Source organism: Mucilaginibacter sp. PPCGB 2223, assembly GCF_001705515.1.
GTDB lineage: Bacteria > Bacteroidota > Bacteroidia > Sphingobacteriales > Sphingobacteriaceae > Mucilaginibacter.
The window spans coordinates 1-17,601 of record NZ_MDJS01000002.1; the positions used below are offsets into that span (position 1 = coordinate 1).

16 protein-coding genes and 1 tRNA gene are annotated in these 17,601 nt (G+C 42.1%); 5 read left to right on the forward strand and 12 right to left on the reverse strand.

Annotated features, from left to right (window positions below):
- Positions 1-349 (forward strand): hypothetical protein (locus tag BEL04_RS24280; protein ID WP_175404054.1); only part of this gene is annotated, 349 nt, incomplete at its 5' end.
- 328 nt (positions 350-677) lie between these two features.
- Here the strand turns inward: BEL04_RS24280 and der are convergent.
- Both der and era read right to left on the reverse strand, forming a co-directional pair.
- The gene (gene der, locus BEL04_RS10885; protein WP_066003643.1) at positions 678-1,979 is read right to left on the reverse strand and encodes a ribosome biogenesis GTPase Der; all 1,302 of its coding nucleotides are present in this window, start codon (positions 1,977-1,979) and stop codon (positions 678-680) included.
- Between the two features lie 159 nt (positions 1,980-2,138).
- Complete coding sequence (era, locus tag BEL04_RS10890) at positions 2,139-3,017, reverse strand: GTPase Era (RefSeq protein ID WP_066003646.1); 879 nt, start codon at positions 3,015-3,017, stop codon at positions 2,139-2,141.
- Positions 3,018-3,164: 147 nt separating this feature from the next.
- Here era and BEL04_RS10895 point away from each other — a divergent pair.
- Positions 3,165-3,237: transfer RNA gene (locus tag BEL04_RS10895), tRNA-Met, on the forward strand.
- A 150-nt stretch (positions 3,238-3,387) separates the two neighbouring features.
- On the opposite strand, the gene BEL04_RS10900 is transcribed toward BEL04_RS10895, so the two are convergent.
- The 9 genes from BEL04_RS10900 to BEL04_RS10935 form a co-directional block, all read right to left on the reverse strand.
- On the reverse strand, positions 3,388-3,615 hold the full coding sequence (locus BEL04_RS10900) for a hypothetical protein (RefSeq protein WP_066003648.1): 228 nt from the start codon (positions 3,613-3,615) through the stop codon (positions 3,388-3,390).
- Entirely contained in the window at positions 3,615-4,823 is a 1,209-nt protein-coding gene (locus BEL04_RS10905) for a recombinase family protein (RefSeq protein ID WP_066003653.1), read from the reverse strand. The genes BEL04_RS10900 and BEL04_RS10905 overlap by 1 nt, the downstream gene beginning before the upstream one ends.
- 418 nt (positions 4,824-5,241) lie before the next feature.
- Positions 5,242-5,859 carry a peptide chain release factor H gene (gene prfH / locus BEL04_RS10910; protein ID WP_066003655.1) on the reverse strand — a complete coding sequence of 206 codons (618 nt, stop codon included), beginning with the start codon at positions 5,857-5,859 and terminating at the stop codon, positions 5,242-5,244.
- Positions 5,859-7,145: an RtcB family protein gene (locus BEL04_RS10915; protein WP_254659560.1), complete on the reverse strand. Its 1,287-nt coding sequence runs from the start codon at positions 7,143-7,145 to the stop codon at positions 5,859-5,861. The genes prfH and BEL04_RS10915 overlap by 1 nt, the downstream gene beginning before the upstream one ends.
- Positions 7,146-7,264: 119 nt before the next feature.
- Positions 7,265-7,996, reverse strand: a complete 732-nt coding sequence (locus BEL04_RS10920; protein ID WP_066003659.1) for a hypothetical protein — start codon at positions 7,994-7,996, stop codon at positions 7,265-7,267.
- A gap of 305 nt (positions 7,997-8,301) precedes the next feature.
- Positions 8,302-8,940 carry a hypothetical protein gene (locus BEL04_RS10925; RefSeq protein ID WP_066003660.1) on the reverse strand — a complete coding sequence of 213 codons (639 nt, stop codon included), beginning with the start codon at positions 8,938-8,940 and terminating at the stop codon, positions 8,302-8,304.
- Between the two features lie 20 nt (positions 8,941-8,960).
- The gene (locus tag BEL04_RS10930; protein ID WP_066003662.1) at positions 8,961-10,058 is read right to left on the reverse strand and encodes a hypothetical protein; all 1,098 of its coding nucleotides are present in this window, start codon (positions 10,056-10,058) and stop codon (positions 8,961-8,963) included.
- A 2-nt stretch (positions 10,059-10,060) separates the two neighbouring features.
- A complete protein-coding gene (locus tag BEL04_RS23860; RefSeq protein ID WP_083227875.1) occupies positions 10,061-10,918 on the reverse strand; it encodes a class I SAM-dependent methyltransferase in 858 nt (285 codons plus the stop codon).
- Positions 10,911-12,668, reverse strand: coding sequence for an FAD-binding protein (locus BEL04_RS10935; protein WP_083227876.1), 1,758 nt, complete (start codon positions 12,666-12,668; stop codon positions 10,911-10,913). The genes BEL04_RS23860 and BEL04_RS10935 overlap by 8 nt, the downstream gene beginning before the upstream one ends.
- Positions 12,669-12,784: 116 nt before the next feature.
- On the opposite strand from BEL04_RS10935, the gene BEL04_RS10940 reads away from it, so the two are divergent.
- Positions 12,785-13,906 carry a DegT/DnrJ/EryC1/StrS family aminotransferase gene (locus BEL04_RS10940; RefSeq protein ID WP_175404055.1) on the forward strand — a complete coding sequence of 374 codons (1,122 nt, stop codon included), beginning with the start codon at positions 12,785-12,787 and terminating at the stop codon, positions 13,904-13,906.
- Here BEL04_RS10940 and BEL04_RS10945 read toward each other — a convergent pair.
- Positions 13,890-14,933, reverse strand: a complete 1,044-nt coding sequence (locus BEL04_RS10945) for a YafY family protein (RefSeq protein ID WP_066003667.1) — start codon at positions 14,931-14,933, stop codon at positions 13,890-13,892. The two genes, BEL04_RS10940 and BEL04_RS10945, sit on opposite strands and share 17 nt — an antisense overlap.
- 95 nt (positions 14,934-15,028) lie before the next feature.
- Between BEL04_RS10945 and BEL04_RS10950 the strand changes: the two genes are divergently transcribed.
- The gene (locus BEL04_RS10950; RefSeq protein ID WP_139113008.1) at positions 15,029-16,021 is read left to right on the forward strand and encodes a hypothetical protein; all 993 of its coding nucleotides are present in this window, start codon (positions 15,029-15,031) and stop codon (positions 16,019-16,021) included.
- A 137-nt stretch (positions 16,022-16,158) separates the two neighbouring features.
- The gene (locus BEL04_RS10955) at positions 16,159-17,583 is read left to right on the forward strand and encodes a 3' terminal RNA ribose 2'-O-methyltransferase Hen1 (RefSeq protein ID WP_066003673.1); all 1,425 of its coding nucleotides are present in this window, start codon (positions 16,159-16,161) and stop codon (positions 17,581-17,583) included.
- Positions 17,584-17,601: the final 18 nt, after the last annotated feature.

Sequence of the window (17,601 nt, forward strand, 5' to 3'; positions counted from 1 at the left end):
GATCGATCTGAAAACGCTGATGGCGCTGGAGGGGGTGGATGTTAGCCCGGGTGCCCGGGAGTATCAAGTAGCAAGTATCGAGTATCAAGATGGGGGTGAGCAAGAAGGCGGAAGCATGAAGCGAGAAGCTTTTTTGAAGGATGGAACTGAAAACACCGAAAATATGCTTACAATTTCCCCCCTGGCTGGAAGAAGTCCGGAAGTCGGAAAGTCGGGAAAGACCGAAAGTAAAAAGCATCTTGCGGACTTTCGGACACCGGACTTTCGGACTGAAAATGCGTTAGGGATGGCAGCGGATACCGGCCCCGTGGCTAAGGCCTCCCGATGGGTATCGGGACAGGTCGTGTAGTATGAGCGGACAGCCTGACCCGCCTGTGCCGGGGCTTCGGGTGGGCAAAGGCGGGGAACGCCCTAACTATTGTTCTTTGAAAGTTGTTGTTCAGGCACAAGTTAACCCGTCACACTACCAGCCCTTAAACTTGCGCCAGTAAAAAGAGCTGCAGTATCACTTGCACAGCCGCTCTGTAAGTAGGGGATTATGGATTTGATAATTTGTTTTTTGACGGTATCCATGAGCTTGCTACCGCTCGGTTGTCTTCGTTCCTCGCAATGACGCGCGGAGAGCAATATAGAAAATTGTACCTGATACCTGATACTTGCGACCTGATACTAATTTCCTATTTCTGCCTGAAGAATATCTGTACGGGTACGCCCTCGAAATCGAAGTTTTCGCGCAGTTTGTTCTCTAAAAAGCGCATGTAGGGTTCTTTGATATATTGGGGCAGGTTGCAGAAAAAGGCGAACATGGGCGCCACGCCTGCGATCTGGGTGATGTACTTGATCTTGACGTATTTGCCTTTGATGGCCGGCGGCGGAAAGGCATCGATGATGGGCAGGAGGACGTCGTTCAGTTTGGATGTCGGGATCTTTTTGCTGCGGTTTTGGTACACTTTGTTCGCTGCTTCGATGGCGCGGAAGATGCGCTGTTTTTCGAGCACGGAGGTGAAGATGATGGGCACATCGGTAAAAGGGGCGATCTTTTGGTGGATCATCTCTTCGAAAACCTTGCTGGTTTTGTTGTTCTTTTCGATCAAGTCCCACTTGTTGACCACGATGACGATGCCTTTTTTGTTCTTTTCGGCCAGGTGGAAGATATTGATGTCCTGGCTTTCGATGCCTTCGACGGCGTCGATCATCAGGATGACGATGTCGCTCTCTTCAATAGCCTTGATGGTGCGCATCACCGAGTAAAACTCGATGTTCTCCTTCACCTTGGTTTTTTTGCGCAGCCCGGCGGTATCGATGATCATAAAATCGTGCCCGAACTGGTTGTAACGGATATGGATCGAGTCGCGCGTGGTGCCGGCGATGGGGGTAACGATGTTGCGATCCTGGCCCAGCAGGGTATTGATGAACGATGATTTGCCCACATTTGGCCGGCCTACGATGGTGAATTTTGGCAGGGTATTGGGTTGGAGCGGGATATCTTCGAAGGTTTTGACTACTTCGTCTAACAGTTCGCCGGTGCCGGAGCCCGTCATGGACGATATGGTGTAGATTTCACCCAGGCCGAAGCTGTAGAATACGCTGGCCTCGGTTTCCTGGGCCGTATTATCAACCTTGTTCACGACCACGAAAACGGGTTTTTTGCTGCGGCGCAGGATAACGGCGATCTCATCGTCGAGGTCGGTTATGCCGGTGGTCACGTCCACCAGGAACAAAATAGCGCTGGCTTCTTCGATGGCGATGATGACCTGCTCGCGGATGGCGGTTTCGAAAACATCGTCGGAGTTGGCTACGTAGCCCCCGGTATCGACCACGGTAAAATCGTGGCCTGTCCACTCCGAAACGCCGTAGTGCCTGTCGCGGGTAACGCCGCTAAAATCGTCGACGATGGCTTTACGGGCCTCGATCAAACGGTTAAACAAAGTTGATTTACCCACATTCGGGCGGCCTACTATAGCTACTATGTTGCTCATTTTTTGTTGGTATTGCGATGTGCGTATTGCGTATTGCGACGCAGGGCAAAGTTCGCTATTTTATTTATTAGTATTGCGATGTGCGTATTGCGTATTGCGACAGAAGCAAGGTTACGCTATTGAGAGATCATCTCAATACGCATATCTCAATACGCACTACTAATCTTCGTACCCAAATTTTTTGAGGTAGTTTTTTTTGCTGCGCCAGTCGGGTATCACTTTCACAAACATTTCTAAAAACACCTTGGTTTGAAAAAATTCTTCCATATCCTGCCGGGCAAAGGTGCCTACGCGTTTGATCTGCGAGCCGCCAGGGCCGATGAGGATGTTCTTCTGCGAATCGCGCTCGACGATGATCTCGGCGTTGATGCGGTAGAGCTTCTCTTCCTCCTTAAAGGCGGTGATGATGACCTCGGTGCTGTAGGGGATCTCTTTTTCGTACAGTTTGAATATCTTTTCGCGGATGATCTCGGAGGCGAAGAAACGGTCGTTACGGTCGGTCAGGAAGTCTTTTTCGTAATAGGCCGGGTGCTCGGGGAGCATGCTCACCAGCAGTTGCACCAGCGATTGCATGTTTTGTGCGTGCAGTGCCGATATGGCAAAAACGGCTTTTGGGTTGAGGGTTTCTTCCCAGTAGGCTACCTTTTGTTTGACGGTTTCTTCGTCGCTCTTATCGATCTTGTTTACCAGCACGATCAGCGGGGCCAGGCTGCCTTTGAGTTTTTCGGTCACATCGGTTTCGTCGTGGCGCTCGTTGATATCGGTAACCAGGATGACCACATCGGCATCCACCAGCGAGCCGGATACCTGGCTCATCATGGTTTCCTGCAGGGCATAATGTGGTTTGATGATGCCCGGCGTATCGCTGAAAACGATCTGGTAATCAACTTCGTTAACAATGCCCAGTATACGGTGGCGCGTGGTTTGTGCCTTTGGTGTGATGATGGACATTTTTTCGCCCACAAGCGCGTTCATGAGCGTTGATTTGCCTGCGTTGGGCTTACCAATTATACTTACAAAACCAGCCTTATGAGCCATGTCGAAATTATTTTACTTTTTTATTTGGACTGCAAAGAAACGAATTATATCTTTGCAGTCCAATAAAACGGGAGACATTTCGTTTATTCTGTAATTGGAAAGCTTATTTTGGAGTAATGAACCAAACAACAAATAAGCAAAATATAGTGCGGGATGGAGCAGTTGGTAGCTCGTCGGGCTCATAACCCGAAGGTCGTAGGTTCGAGTCCTGCTCCCGCTACCTAAGGAAACACGATTGATATCGTGTTTCCTTTTTTTGTGCCCATAACAATCTCATAAGCAGGCCATTAGCGAGCGGTAAAAAGTGGTTCGAGATTTACTTGATTAATCCTATACCGTTCTGTAATTGGGTCTATTTTCCACCTAAATGCTATGTTTGAAGTGCTTTATAATGGTTCGAATTCCTTTCTGGTTTATTTCGGGATGATTTAACTTCAATGTTAATACTGGATTTGGCAATAAGATAGAGAAAATCTAATATAATAGCGGCATCTTCTTCATCAACAAGAATTCTATTTTGAGATAAAATGTCAATAGCCTTTTTAACTGATACGCTTCTATCTTTAAAATGTTGGATTTGGGGGAGTAAACTTTGCATTATTGAGAGATTAATCTATTGTGATTCTGAGTATTATTTTTGAAAAAAAGGATCTTTGACAAGGCACTATTTAAGTGTAGAGAAAAGGCACCCTGACTGTTAATATCAATTGGTGGTATAAAGTTGACAATATGCTTTTTGTCATTCATATCCAGATCCTTGAATACTGAAAGAGTTTTATCGAAAGATTTAGAAAAATTTAGTTGCTGGTTAATACATTGTAATTTGATATTTACTTTGTTCAATTCGTCATTCAGGCTATTTGAAATCACTAAGTATTCCTTTTTTAATTTACTAAAATCATCGAACTCTATCCCACCGGATACAAACAACTTTCTTGCTTTGGTAATAAAAAGTTCTTGTTCCTTAATTTGTTTTAATATCAATGTTCGCTCATTTGAATGCTCGTTCAGTTGAATATTCACGTTTGTATCTCTTAATATCATTTCAAACAAAGGAGCAACTCCGGCAGAAAGCCTTATCTTTTTCAATTTATTTTCGTAATCTTCATTAATTACATCTGCTTTGAATCTCTTCTTACAGCCTGTTTTACAATGATAATATGGGTGTTTTTTATTACGCCCTGTGGAGGAGCTTCCGTATAATTTGCTATTACAAGTTGGGCAGATCAGATATCTGTGTAGTAGAAACACCTCATTTGCTTCTGAAGTTTTTTTGATAATTCTTCTTTTTGTATCAATGATACTTTGCACTTCGTAAAACAACGCCTCAGTAATGATAGGTTCGTGAATACCTTTTATTAACTGTCTTTCTTCAAACTCATTTGATGAAAAAGTTATGTACCCGCAATAAAGGGGATTATGAAGCAATTTCCAAAAGTTTGAACGCGAGCATTCTAATCCTTTAGCATTAGCCATCCTTCTGACATCTTCTATGCGATAAGCATTTTTTGATAATTGCTGAAATGACCATTTGATGAGCTCAGCTACAGGTGGATAAGGAGCAATAAACTTTTTGCCGTCTGGCGCAGATTGATTGAGATATCCCAAAGGGGCCTTATTGGGATACCTGCCTAATTGTTTGGCTCTGCGCATACCATTTTTACTGTTGAGCGATCGTCTTCCATTTTCAGCTTCAGGAATAGCCAAATAAACAGCGAGCATTACGGAACTTTCCGGAACTTCAAAATCAACGGGTTGATCGATAGCTGTTGCTGTTGTATTATATTTTCTCAATATGCCTATCATTCCATCCAACAATAGATAACTATTTATTATCGATCAGCCAAACGGACTATTAAAGCTAAATTCATTTTGACGGCTGATTTCTGTGCCCTCAGGAAAAAACGCTTTAAAAAAGCGTCAGTTGTATCATGTCACGCAGGGATTTGTCAATATCTAATAATACAAAACATATTTCGGCGACCCATTAAAATCAAGCTTTGCATTTAGTTGTCAATTGATATGATGTGGGGATGAACGGAAATTTTTATTTGCAATAAATTATTTGTCGGACGAAATTAACGTTAAACACTTGGACCAAACTGATATAACTTTGCCAATTCTTGCAAATGATCAAAAAAATTTTATTTATAAAGTCCTATCGCGTAGCTAAAGAAACACGATGTAAGTCGTGCTTCTTTTTTTTTGCCCATAAACACCTGTTTTAAATTACCGCTCTGATGGTTTTAACAGGATTACCACGCTCTAAGGCGTTATGTTCCTGCCATTGGCTTTGTTGTTGCGCTACCAGTTGTTCGGTTTGCCAAACCATTATTTTGGCTTCCAGCCGGGCCAAACATAGTTTTTTGTTTTCCAACTGTGATCGGGTATCCATTGCCATAACTTGCAGTCCCGATGGTAAATGGGTCCCCCGAACGGCGGTTTCTACCTTGTTCACATTTTGCCCACCCGGACCAGATGAACGGCAAGTTTCCAGCTTTACATCTTTGGGGTTCCATTGCGTCTGTTCCTTCACATCAAAAGCAGCTACGCCAACAAACCAGTTTTTACGCTTATGGTATTTGCGATATGGGCTTTGCGCAATCCATTGTACGGTGCCGACCCATTCTTTCACGAACGCATCCAAGCTATCCCCTACAATAATCATCGTAGCAGATAGTAATGTGCCATTTAGTTCACCGGCTTTATTTTCCAGCACTTCAATTTGGATATCCTGCTGTTGGGCCTGCTTGATCATTAAGCTTTGCACACAAGCTACAACCCGGCAGCATTCTACCGGGCCTTTACCTGAAGTGATTTGTATCGTCATCTTTTTCATCATTACTCCTTATTCATTCTAACGATACGTGGATAAAACTTGCCCTGGATATCAACCAGATCGCTTTGAGCAGCTATTACATTTTCGATATCCTTATACGCCAAAGGGTTTTCTTCAACCGTGCCGCCAATTAAGGCAACGCCGGCATTGGTCAACAGCTTTTTCATGGCAGATACCGTCATACTGCCCTTAGCCTTTTGCCTGCTCATGGCCCGACCGGCACCGTGTGAGGCAGAGTATAAAGCATCACCGGTTCCTTTGCCTGCTACCAGATAGGCCGGTGTAGTCATACTGCCGGGTATAATACCCAGCTCGCCTTCGTGCGCAGGTGTGGCCCCCTTACGATGGATAATTACATCTCGGCCATCAGCCAACTGATCTTTCCAGGCAAAGTTGTGGTGGTTCTCTACCACGTGCAATGCCTTCAAACTCAAAGCCTTTAACAGGTTCGCATGAATCCGCTCGTGGCAAGCCTTAGCATAATCGCCCGCCAAAGTCATAGTTAGCCAGTATTCCTGGCCCGCCTCGCTATTCATATCTAACCAGGCCAGTTGCTGTGCATGGCGCGGCAGCTTACAGGTATTCATGGCTATCTGCGTGTAGTGTCGAGCTATTGCTGAACCTAATCCACGGCTACCTGAATGCGTTAACAAGGCCGTGTACTTTTTAGCCGGCAAGCCTAAGGTATTATCAGACAACAATTCAATCTCGCCAAATTCTACAAAGTGATTGCCGTTGCCTGATGTGCCTAATTGCCTCATAGCTTTACTGCGCAACGGTTTCAGAAATGGAATCTCATTAAATACAGGGCTGTCCAGCACTTCATGCTCTTGTCTTAAATCCAAGCCGCCTTCCATACCAAAATGGGTATGGTTTTTTAAGGCTTGTTTAACCTGATATTCAAACCGTTTCAAGAAGCCGCCGCTTTCGTCTATAATGGATAGCGCCATGCGGCAGCCGATATCCATACCTACTGCATACGGGATTACCGCGTTATCTGTAGCCAGCACACCACCAATAGGCAAACCAAAACCCATGTGCGCATCGGGCATTAATGCACCTTGTACGCTTACAGGCAGCAGATTAGCCAGCTCCATTTGCTTTTTAGCCGACTGCTCAATACCCTTGCCGCCATAGGTTTTATAATACACCGGTTGATCGCGCAATTCAAACGTTTTAAACAATGGCGCATCCGTTTTGCCAATAACCTTTTCGGCTATCTTGCCTGCTAATTCATCATCCAGAAATGCTTCCGGATCGTTCTTAATACTTACCAGCAGGTCAAGCATTTGCTGCTTACTGTGGTGCTTGAAATTTTTAGAGGCTATCCCAATGACCAAGCTTCGCAGCTGATCATTATGGTAACCTATTTTACTTAAATCTTTTGTTCTTAAATTGCCCATGTGGGTTATGTTTCTAATTCCAGGTATACCTCTTTACCGGCATACCTGGGTATGTTTTTAAATTTGTTAATGTATTTGGCGCGCTCGTTAAACTCGTCTTTCCAACGATAACTCCTGCCACGGGTTAACAGGTTGATACGCGGCCACAAGTGGTTGTTATCAATATGATCATCTATCCACGCTAGCTCCCTTTCAATATCCGCGTCTATCAATTTGGCATGCGTAACCATGTGTGGCGCTACTTTGAGCACAAAGCGCCAGGGTTCGGCAAACACGTATTTTACATCGGTACGGTATGTTTTAACATCAAACGTTTCAACGCGGGTAAAGCAGACCATTTCCTCTTCGGTTAAGTTTATCCTGTTTGTATCCCAGCTGTGCTGAGATAACTCCCGCAACATCTGCGCTTTTACATGGTATACGTAACGCTGTTTACGTCGCTTTTTTCGTTTGAAGGATCTGTCCTGATTATATTCAACTGTATTGATTTTTGGTAACAACGCCTCATAAAAGCCCTTCCTTGGGCTATGCTTCACGTCGTCACGCAATACGAAAAAACGTTTCCAGCCACGTTGATACGGATGTTCAAGCGCAATCATTGGCAAAAGCCTTTTCTGTTCCCATAGTTCATCACGCCGTTTGTCCAGCTTAATCAGTTGCTTATCACGATCGGTTTTAACGAGCCGCCTTTTTTGCCGCACAGATTTGATACAGCGCGGCCATTCATGTATGTCCATCGGACTTCCATTTAATTTTTCTTGAATTTGATTTTTGATCTCAGTTCGTCCTTGAGTAAGGATATACCCTTTTTAGAGTGCTCAAAAAATCCCATGAATTTGGGGCAGGCAAATAAGCACAGGTTACTGATGCAACCGTTTGATTATTTAATAAAATACAGGGTTTGCCTGCCTGATTAGGCAATGAGCGAAAGGGGCGATATATAGCGTAGCTCTGTCATGATTCCTTGATATTTAAAAGGTTAACAAATCAGGAATTGAATGCAAAGATAGAAATTTATATTAATCTATCTAAAAAGAAAAGCTTAATTAGCTTCAAATCTTATAAAATGGAAGTCATTCCCGATAAAATAACAATCGCCAATAATTAAAAGCTTCAGATTTGAATTCTCTAAATCGGGGTTAGATTGTCCAAAAAAATAAGGCTCGGTGCCTGCTCTTTGCAAACAATCATAATAAAGATCCAATATTTTTTTAGGTCCTTTACTAAACAGCCCAAAGCCAGAGTTGCATAATTCTAAAAAATTATTGGCCCCATTGAAGAATTTCCCCAAAGGCAAAAAGTTACCGAACGATTTTTGATGAGTAACACATAGTTCGGCAAGTAAAGCTTCTGGATTGACGGTCTTTTTCTTCACATATAACTCGGTCCATATATTTTGAAATTCCCATAGCAGAAAATGATGGTCATAAAATTGAAAGTAAGAACCTAATCTTTCTAGATAAAACCTGCTGGTTTTATAGCCCTCAACAATCATTCGCCATTGTTGCTTTATTTTTCCTTCATCACCTAAATACAACACAAAATCAAATTGTAGCTTATCTTCCGAGAAAGACAAATTCTTCCCAACCAACCAGCCTTCTTCCTCATAGTCTAAACTTGCAAAAATCACTTCAAGCTCCCGAGGCAGTTTAAACTCTATTCTTCTATTCTCTTTTAACATCTTATTGACGGAAGGTAATATTAATAGTCATACACATGCTCAACAATCACGTTATCTGTTTGGAAAGTATTTAGAACCTTAATTAAATCTTTGACTGTTGTGACCAAAGCAACTCGATTTACGCCAGGTTTGGTAAAGACCGACTGAGTAAATAGTACTTTATAATTAGCGGTTATATTTAAAGACTTGTCGGTTAAAACAGTAAGCATAATAGCCCCTTTATTCCCGGCAATCTCAGTAAAACTAACACCATTTTTAGCCAGCCTATTAACCGCAGTATTAAATTCGGCGTAACGGGGTAAATTAGCCAGCACCTTACCGTTGGGCAATACTTTTATGTTATGCACAAATCCGGTTGTATCCAGCCCTGGGGGTAGCCTATCCATCACTACTGCGGTTTGCAACGAGGCTGTTTCATAAGCCGATTTAGTGCCGAGGCCGATCAGCCAGCCATAACCGCTTTTAACCAATAGCTCCGTAGTTAAATAGTACCGCCTTTCCAGTTTACGCAGCAAATGCGGACCAGAGAAAGTGGTATTACTCCACAACGATTTAAGCTGATGGTTAAAATCATACTCGTACCATGGCAATGCCTCAATAAATTTCACATAGCTGTGTTCATAATCGGCGTTGAACTTATCTTCGGCAGTCATTTCTTCATGGGGATTGGTGTCGGTTATCCGGCCAACAATAGTCTCGTAAAATGATTTGATACCGTACTCAACCGTTGTGCTGCCGGCTATTACCCATATCATAACATGGTAGCCGGTATTGAATGGAAAATTACCTTTGATCTGATCATACACAACGCCATAGCCACCCCACATCTGGTCAACATGCTTTATGTATGGAAATGTGGTTGAAGTATGCGTTTTAAAATAATCCGCCTGCTCAGCCGGACTAAACACAAGAAACCACTCGGGATAGGTAAGGAAGGTTTGATCTGGTGGGCGTATATTTACCTTGGGGGTTAAAGGATGCTGATTGATTGCCAGCCAGGCCTTATCAACCAACAAGCCTTTCCCGGCTGGCACAGTGGATGGCTTCATGTTTTTAACAGCAAACGTTATGATGGCCAGCAGCAGCGCAACTAATGTCAGTATCCTTAGCCTTCTCATGCTTATATTTTGGTAAACAACATTAAAGTATTGTCGGATGGATCTTTATCCTGTAGTATGCGTTTACCCGCATCTTTAAATCCCGCCTTCTCAATAATGGCTGCCCATTCATCTGCCGATTTAAAGTTCTTGTAGTCTTTAGCTTCAAACTCCCAGGTCTCGTTCAATCCAACATTAAATACCGTGTGCACCAAAGAAACAAAGGTGGCCATTTCGGGTGTTTTAACGTCATGATCGCGGATAATAAATGAGCCGCCGGAGCGCATGATACGATGGATCGATTTTACAAACCCATCAAGTTTAGCCACCGGGCAATGGTGTAAGCCAATGTAGCAGGTAACTATATCCAGGCTGGCATCGGGAATAGTTGAACTGCTGATGGGATCATAAGCAGTAATATCCACAAAAGTACCCAGCTTGCCCAATTGACCACGTTCCATAATGTCTCCCGGCGAATTGGTTGGTGCCAGATCATTAATCAGATATATCGGCTCAATAACCTTCGCTTCTTTTCTTAGCTGACTAATATAACGACCGGTAGAACCGATCTCGGCGTAACCATTGATCTGTTTCACACCGCCCAATAATTCCAACGTTTGTCTGGCTATCTCCTTTTTTTGCTTTTTAAGTGCTGGCAGCGCATAAGTCAGTTCCGATAAGAATGGCTTAATACTTTTCAGCTTGCTTTGTACTGATTTATAAATCTCCTCATCCGTTTTTCCTATAGCAGTTTCTTCTTTTATTAATTGATGAAATTTGTCCTCAGGATATAAATGAAATATCACCTGCAAAAAGCGGTAAAAATCATCGCTCCATTTAGTATCGTTAAATACGGCTTTAAATTCAGATGCATTAGCCATTGCTTTTTGGTTTTAATGGTTGATAATAGGTATCCCAAAAAATGTTCCTGAATTTATAGTCAGGGTCAAGCTTGGTTTTCAAGTCGAATAACTTTTGTGCGTTGGGATAAGCTTTATGAAACTGTTCTGTAGTTGGATGTACCTGGTAAGGTAAGTAATAAGCACCATTTACAGCTATCACGGCATCGGCCAATTCGCGTGTCCAAACAGCGACAGCATTTTTTGATGTTGGATCTGTGCGTTGTTTGTAATAAACTACAAAAGCAAATACTTCTTCGCGTGCCCAGGCCAGGTATGTTCCGGGATCGGCCAGGGCATGTCGGATAGAGACATTTAGCACATTTACGTTAAAACGAATAAATATTTCAGCCATAGCCTTTTCAAATTCCTCGAAACGCTCAATCGGCACAAAATACTCCAATAATACGTAAGTGCTTTTAATGCGTGATTTGGGCTCAAGTTCGGCAACATCATAACCGGCTTCATAGTTGCGCCAGTGGATCTTTTTGCCCCGAAACAATAAAGGGTCAATTATAAACTCCCGGTACGGTTTGCCCAGCGGCCTTTCTGTAAACGCCCATAAAAAATACCGTTCCAGCGGATAAGATTCCTTCAGCGGCATCAGGCGGGTTTTGACTGTCGGTTTTTCGGTGGTTTCCATCCAGCTCACCGCTCGTAAACGCTTGTACTTTGGTGGGTAGATATCGCCATTATGGAAAACTACCCGGGGGTTATTGCGGATGGATTTGAAGAAGTAGTCTTTATACTCTTCTACCTTCATTTTTTTATCAATTCGTTTAATAGCCAGATTATCGGTTAACTCGAGCACAGCCTGAACGATAATGCCAATGCCATTATAACCGCCGATAGCGCCAAAGAATACTTCCGGGTTTTCTGTTTTAGTGGCATTCACCAACGAGCCATCGGCCAGTACTACATCTATCGAGCGAACGGATAACACCACCGGCCCCATACCCATGTACCGTCCGTGTGCATTAACACTCAGTGCTCCGCCAACCGTGAAGTTGGCATAGGTTTGCATGATCTTGATGCTTAGATCATACTCGTCAATATACTGCTGAATATCGCACCAGCGGATACCCGTCTGCACTTTGATAAGCTTTTCTGTTACAGAAAACTCCAGCACCTTATTCATCCCACGCATATCAATGTGCAAACTATGCGGGCTTGCTGTTTGGCCCCCCATGCTGAAACGACCGCCACCTACTGATATAGCTTTTGTTGTGTTTTTAACAATTTCGCAAATCTCCTCAACTGAAGTTGGACGCACAATTTTGCTAACCAGTACCGGGTTCAGTCGGGTTACATCATCAATAATGCGTTCATCTGTTTTAAGGTGGGGAATCTCTTTACCTTCATCATTTTTTAAATAATCGGGCGCCGACCCAGGTACCGAGCCGTATTGATTTGTTGTATAATTCCCGTTCTTGAAACCTAATCGCCAGAATAGCCATAACGGCCCAAGCACAGGTATTAAAACCATAAAAAGCCAATAGCCTGAATAGCCCTGATCATGCAGGCGCTTGATAGAAGTGGCTATAATGATCCAGAATAGTAAGGGATAAAGTATAAATGTAGCACCTTCACCTATAGCAAATAACAACAAATTGTAGAGCACATAAAACGTACACCAGTAGAACAGAGAGGCCAGCCAAAAAGCTCCCTTTGATAAGCGGCCGTTAAAAGTAAACAACAGATAGGTTACAGGGAGCTTTTGTTTCAGGCGCATAGGTGGTCTTGGCAATATGCTAATATATCATTACTTTCAATTATAATTATAGCCGCTTATATAAATGTAACATGATACCCAGAGGTAAATTATATATCAGCTATAAGGACTTATTTGTGGGGGCTTATTATTGCCTTACTGATCGTTTTCGCTGGCGAAGGGCGGATGCCAGTCAACACGCAAACGAATTGATTTGTCTCTCGGTGAGAACTGGCATCGATCTGGTATTAAATGCTTTAAATTTTCCGCCAGGCTTCGAGATGATTGTTACCAATATCAATATCCCGGATATGTTTGCCATCATAAACTGGCACGAACTAACGCTTGTTCCCATCCCGGTTAATAAGTACACCTTAAATATGTCCCCTGCTCAGGTGGAAGCGGCAATTACACCTGCAACCAAAGCCATACTGATCACTCATCTTTTTGGTGGTATTATGGAAACTGAAGCGATAGTTGCTATAGGCAAAAAGCACAACCTCATTATATTTGAGGATTGCGCCCAGGCTTATGCCGGTAATTTATATAACGGGAATCCCGCATCAGACGTGGTGATGTTTAGTTTTGGCTTCATTAAAACCAATACGGCTATTAGTGGGGCGATAGTCAAAATAAAAGACCCGGCTTTGTATACGGAGGTTGCTGCGCGGAATGGGGAATATCATCAACAAAATACTGCTGGCTACTTTAAAAAGCTTTTTAAAGTGATGTTTGTAAAGTTGCTCACCAACAAAACCATTTATACCGGGTTTTATAACTTAGTAATGGCTTGGGGAAAAGACTTTGAAGAAGTAATAGAGGGCTTTACAAAGGGCTTCCCCGGCGACGATATTTTTAAACAGATCCGGCATCAGCCGTCAATTCCAAATCAAAGACTGCTCCGAAAAAAGCTTGCTAACTTTGAACAAAATAGTGTTACTAAAAGGGTTCAGTTAGCCCATGATATTTTATCAAATATCCCCGATAATTATAAAATTGGTTTTAAGAATAAGAATCATACTTATTGGGTGATGCCTGTTGAAACCCATGATCCGGATGGACTGATCAAGCACTTGCGCAGTAACGGTTTTGATGCTTCACAAAAGGCATCAAGCTTGATCAAGTTGGGCAAGGCAGATGTCGCTCCTCAGCCAGAAGAATTAGCATTGGAGAATCTTGTCTACTTACCTGTTTATCCGGCCATGAGCCGGAAAGACCGCCATAAATTGACGCAGCTATTAATCAACTTTTCGGGCTAATCTCTTTTTCTTCTGGCATGTTGTAATGTTCGAGTGTTTCCCTTAACTGCCCTTTGATTTGCTTAACTAATATCCTTGGGCTTAGCACTTTCATTTTTGAACCAAATCCCAATAGTTCCCGTTCTAACTCGAAGTTAAGGATCACTTTGATACTGAAAATCTTACCATCATTTTCTTCACCTAACAGCTTTTGCGTATGATGCAGCGGCTTGGTTATTACATAAGGTGCGTTAGCATTATCGATCCAGAAAACTACTTCACAATCACGTTGGCCAGGGGATTTCGTAACGCCGATCACATCATTGTAATAAGTGGCCAGGTCTATAATTCTATTCTCCCTATATTTTTCATCATGCTCTTCTATGGATTGTATTCGATCAAGAGCAAGATTTAACAGATGTCCTCTATTTTTATGTGGCACTCCCAATACAAACCAGCGGTTGCGATATTCCTTTAACAAATAAGGACTAAAACAAAATGTACTGGCTTCCCGGGCTTTAAAAGATTGATAGGTTAAGCAGAGCGTTTTCTTAGTCACAATGGCCTTACGGATACCTTCAATATATTCTAATCCTTTTAGGTTATCATTTTTTTCAAAGTCAATCACCGGCGGGCTATGCGTTTTTTGAGAATATATCTTGTCTTCCAGCTTACTTACCATTTCGTTCAGATCTGTAAAATGGTTAAAGCCTTTAAACTGCTTCAGCAAACTGGATACTTCGCTTAATACCTGCATATCCTGCTGGCTGATCGGACTGTTGGTGATGCTGTAGTTTTTTTCAGCATACGTATAATATTTCCGGTCGACCACAATGATAGGTGCCTCATAGCCCAGCTTGTTACTGCGCATCATTTCAATATCGGCTTGTACAGACCTCCGGCTAACACCCTTGTCAATGCCCTCAAACTCATATAGGGCATCAGAACAGGCATCTATCAGATCATCCAGTGTCCATTTTTTATAACGGTTCTGAAGGCAGTTGTCAATAGTGCGGTAGCGGATAAGGGCATTACGGTTGACTGGCATCGAAAAATATTTGAATAAAAATGCTAATTATTTTTTACTGCGCAAAAAGGCTGCGTAGAGGTTGTGTTGTTTCGATAAAATTGAAATTGTTCATAATGAAAAATTTATCTAAGGAACAACGAAAGTTAATGCGGCTGCTTTTGAATTTTGAAAGAATGGAATATATAGAATTTTGGAATCAACATAAGACAGAAATCCTCGATCTCAAAATCGATTTGAATTATACAGAAATGAATTTATACGACCTTGCAACAAACGCTAAGTCAGTATCCTCCTTTTTTAACTCAGGATGGAAAAGTTCGCAAGACCTGGTTCTTAAAAAGATGCCTTTTGAATCGTTTATCGTCGATTTACTCGTATTAATACATTCTTTAATTATGGAGTTATTACTGGTTTATTTCTCGCCAAACTCTAAAAATAGTGTTTCAAGCAAATTAGATGATCAAACTAAAGGCAGATTTACTTATGCAATGCTTACATATTCTAATGTCCTTTCAGCATTGATAGAGTGTCGTAATAATTACTTTGAAGGTAAATATCTGATTGGGAGTGTCCTTTTTAGGTATTATTCTGAGTTAATCGAATCTAATATATTGGCTTTAGTCGATCAGGAGTATTTTGAATTAATTAAAGAATTCCCTGTCGATATACAGCAGGAACGAGAGCAATGGAAAAAAATTAAGCCATTCCAAGTGCGAAAAAGATTTCATGAATATCTAGATAATCATTTTGATGATCCTGATTTCGTAGAAGCGATTAAATCTATTAGTGAGTTCCTATATAGCAGCAACTCTAAAAGTGTACATGCTAACTTTCATAATCAATTCAATATGAGTTTTAGTAAAGATGAGAAAAACAGCAACGGGGAATATGCTTTCCCGATTTTCAATATTGATATCTTACAATCTTTCTTTACCAATTTCATAATATATAATCACAATATATTATATGTGATTTTTACGGCATTCATCACTCGTCATAATTTACCAATGAAAAATTTTGGTCAAATTGGAAGAGACATTGGCTTTTTATTTAAGTATTGTGAACGGTTAACTAAAGTTTATTTGAACGATGTTGTTTCTAATTAATAAATTTTCTACTACGCAAAAAGACTGCGCACTTGCTTCTCACCTTTGTAGTGTTGAAAGCGTGCATTACTAATTAAAGAGGGTAATGCACGCCGCATTGAGGAGAATAATTATCTTAACCGTTCAATCTAAAACTGATGTTACTAACCATATCTACTACACATGTTCCCGCCGATGATCTGAGCTATTTATTGCACAAAGATCCCAATAAAATACAATCTGTTGATATTTCGGCAGGTAAAGCACATATCTTTTATCCTGAAGTAAGCGATCAAAAATGTACTGCAGCATTATTGTTAGACATTGACCCGGTTGGATTGGTGCGAAGTGCCGGCCCTAAAGGCAATGACTTTGCACTGGAGCAGTATGTGAACGACAGACCATACGTGTCGAGTTCATTTATGAGCGCTGCTATAGCCAAGGCTTATTCTTCTGCCCTTAACGGCAGATGCAAGGATAAACCGGAACTGGTAGATGTCGCAATGCCCTTTACACTGAAACTATCCGTATTGCCAGTAAAGGGTGGGGAAGATGTATTAAGATCATTATTTGAACCATTGGGTTACCAAATCAATGCCACACAACATCCGCTTGATCCCGCTTTTCCTGAATGGGGCTACAGCCGCTATTTTACTGTCGAATTAAGCAACAAGCTTACTATACAGCAACTGCTTTCACACTTGTATGTGCTGATACCTGTGTGCGATAATGACAAGCATTATTGGGTAAACCAGGAGGAGGTTGAAAAACTATTGGTTAAGGGCAAAGATTGGTTGGAAACGCATCCGGCTAAAGAAATGATCGTTCGCAGGTATCTGAAAAATCAACGTTCGCTGGCTAATCAGGCTTTGGGTGTGTTATTAAGCAAAGATGAGGCTGACGTGGTAGAAAATGAAATAACGATAGAAGCAGCTGCCGATCTTGAAGAGCCGCAATTACGAATACACGAATTACGCTTACACGCGGCCAAGGACGAGCTATTATTAGCAGGTGCTAAACGGGTAGCCGATTTAGGTTGCGGTGAAGGCAAACTTATCAAGCTTTTGCTGGCCGAAAAGCAGTTTGAATTTATTTTGGGCATGGATGTTAGCTATCGCTCGCTCGAGATCGCTAAAGAAAGATTAAAGCTGGAACGCATGCCTGAAAGGCAATTGCAAAGGATACAGTTGATTCAAGGCTCGTTAACATACAGGGACAAACGGCTGGAAGGCTTTGATGGCGCGGCATTGGTTGAAGTAATAGAACATTTAGATGAACCCCGGTTAGCTGCACTGGAAAGGTCGGTATTTGAATATGCAAAACCTGGAATAGTGGTCATTACTACCCCTAATGCAGAATATAATGTACGTTTTGCAGATTACCAGGAAGGAAAGATGCGCCATACTGACCACCGCTTTGAATGGACAAGAAAAGAATTTGAAAGCTGGGGTGCTGATCTGGCTGTAAAATATAGTTACAACGTGATTTTTAAACCGGTTGGAGAGGTTGATGCTGAAGTTGGTGCCTTAAGCCAGATGGCGGTATTTAACCGCCGCGATGAGATAGCAGAACAATTGGTGTAATCACAATTAAAAAGAAAG

Coding starts and splice junctions, on each gene's coding strand:
- prfH (WP_066003655.1), bottom strand. CDS start 5,859: ATGATGAAAAAGATGACGATACAAATCACTTCAGGTAAAGGCCCGGTA.
- BEL04_RS10905 (WP_066003653.1), bottom strand. CDS start 4,823: ATGATAGGCATATTGAGAAAATATAATACAACAGCAACAGCTATCGAT.
- der (WP_066003643.1), bottom strand. CDS start 1,979: ATGAGCAACATAGTAGCTATAGTAGGCCGCCCGAATGTGGGTAAATCA.
- BEL04_RS10900 (WP_066003648.1), bottom strand. CDS start 3,615: ATGCAAAGTTTACTCCCCCAAATCCAACATTTTAAAGATAGAAGCGTA.
- BEL04_RS10925 (WP_066003660.1), bottom strand. CDS start 8,940: ATGTTAAAAGAGAATAGAAGAATAGAGTTTAAACTGCCTCGGGAGCTT.
- BEL04_RS10915 (WP_254659560.1), bottom strand. CDS start 7,145: ATGCTTGACCTGCTGGTAAGTATTAAGAACGATCCGGAAGCATTTCTG.
- era (WP_066003646.1), bottom strand. CDS start 3,017: ATGGCTCATAAGGCTGGTTTTGTAAGTATAATTGGTAAGCCCAACGCA.
- BEL04_RS10920 (WP_066003659.1), bottom strand. CDS start 7,996: ATGGACATACATGAATGGCCGCGCTGTATCAAATCTGTGCGGCAAAAA.
- BEL04_RS10950 (WP_139113008.1), top strand. CDS start 15,029: ATGAAAAATTTATCTAAGGAACAACGAAAGTTAATGCGGCTGCTTTTG.
- BEL04_RS23860 (WP_083227875.1), bottom strand. CDS start 10,918: ATGGCTAATGCATCTGAATTTAAAGCCGTATTTAACGATACTAAATGG.
- BEL04_RS10930 (WP_066003662.1), bottom strand. CDS start 10,058: ATGAGAAGGCTAAGGATACTGACATTAGTTGCGCTGCTGCTGGCCATC.
- BEL04_RS10955 (WP_066003673.1), top strand. CDS start 16,159: ATGTTACTAACCATATCTACTACACATGTTCCCGCCGATGATCTGAGC.
- BEL04_RS10935 (WP_083227876.1), bottom strand. CDS start 12,668: ATGCGCCTGAAACAAAAGCTCCCTGTAACCTATCTGTTGTTTACTTTT.
- BEL04_RS10945 (WP_066003667.1), bottom strand. CDS start 14,933: ATGCCAGTCAACCGTAATGCCCTTATCCGCTACCGCACTATTGACAAC.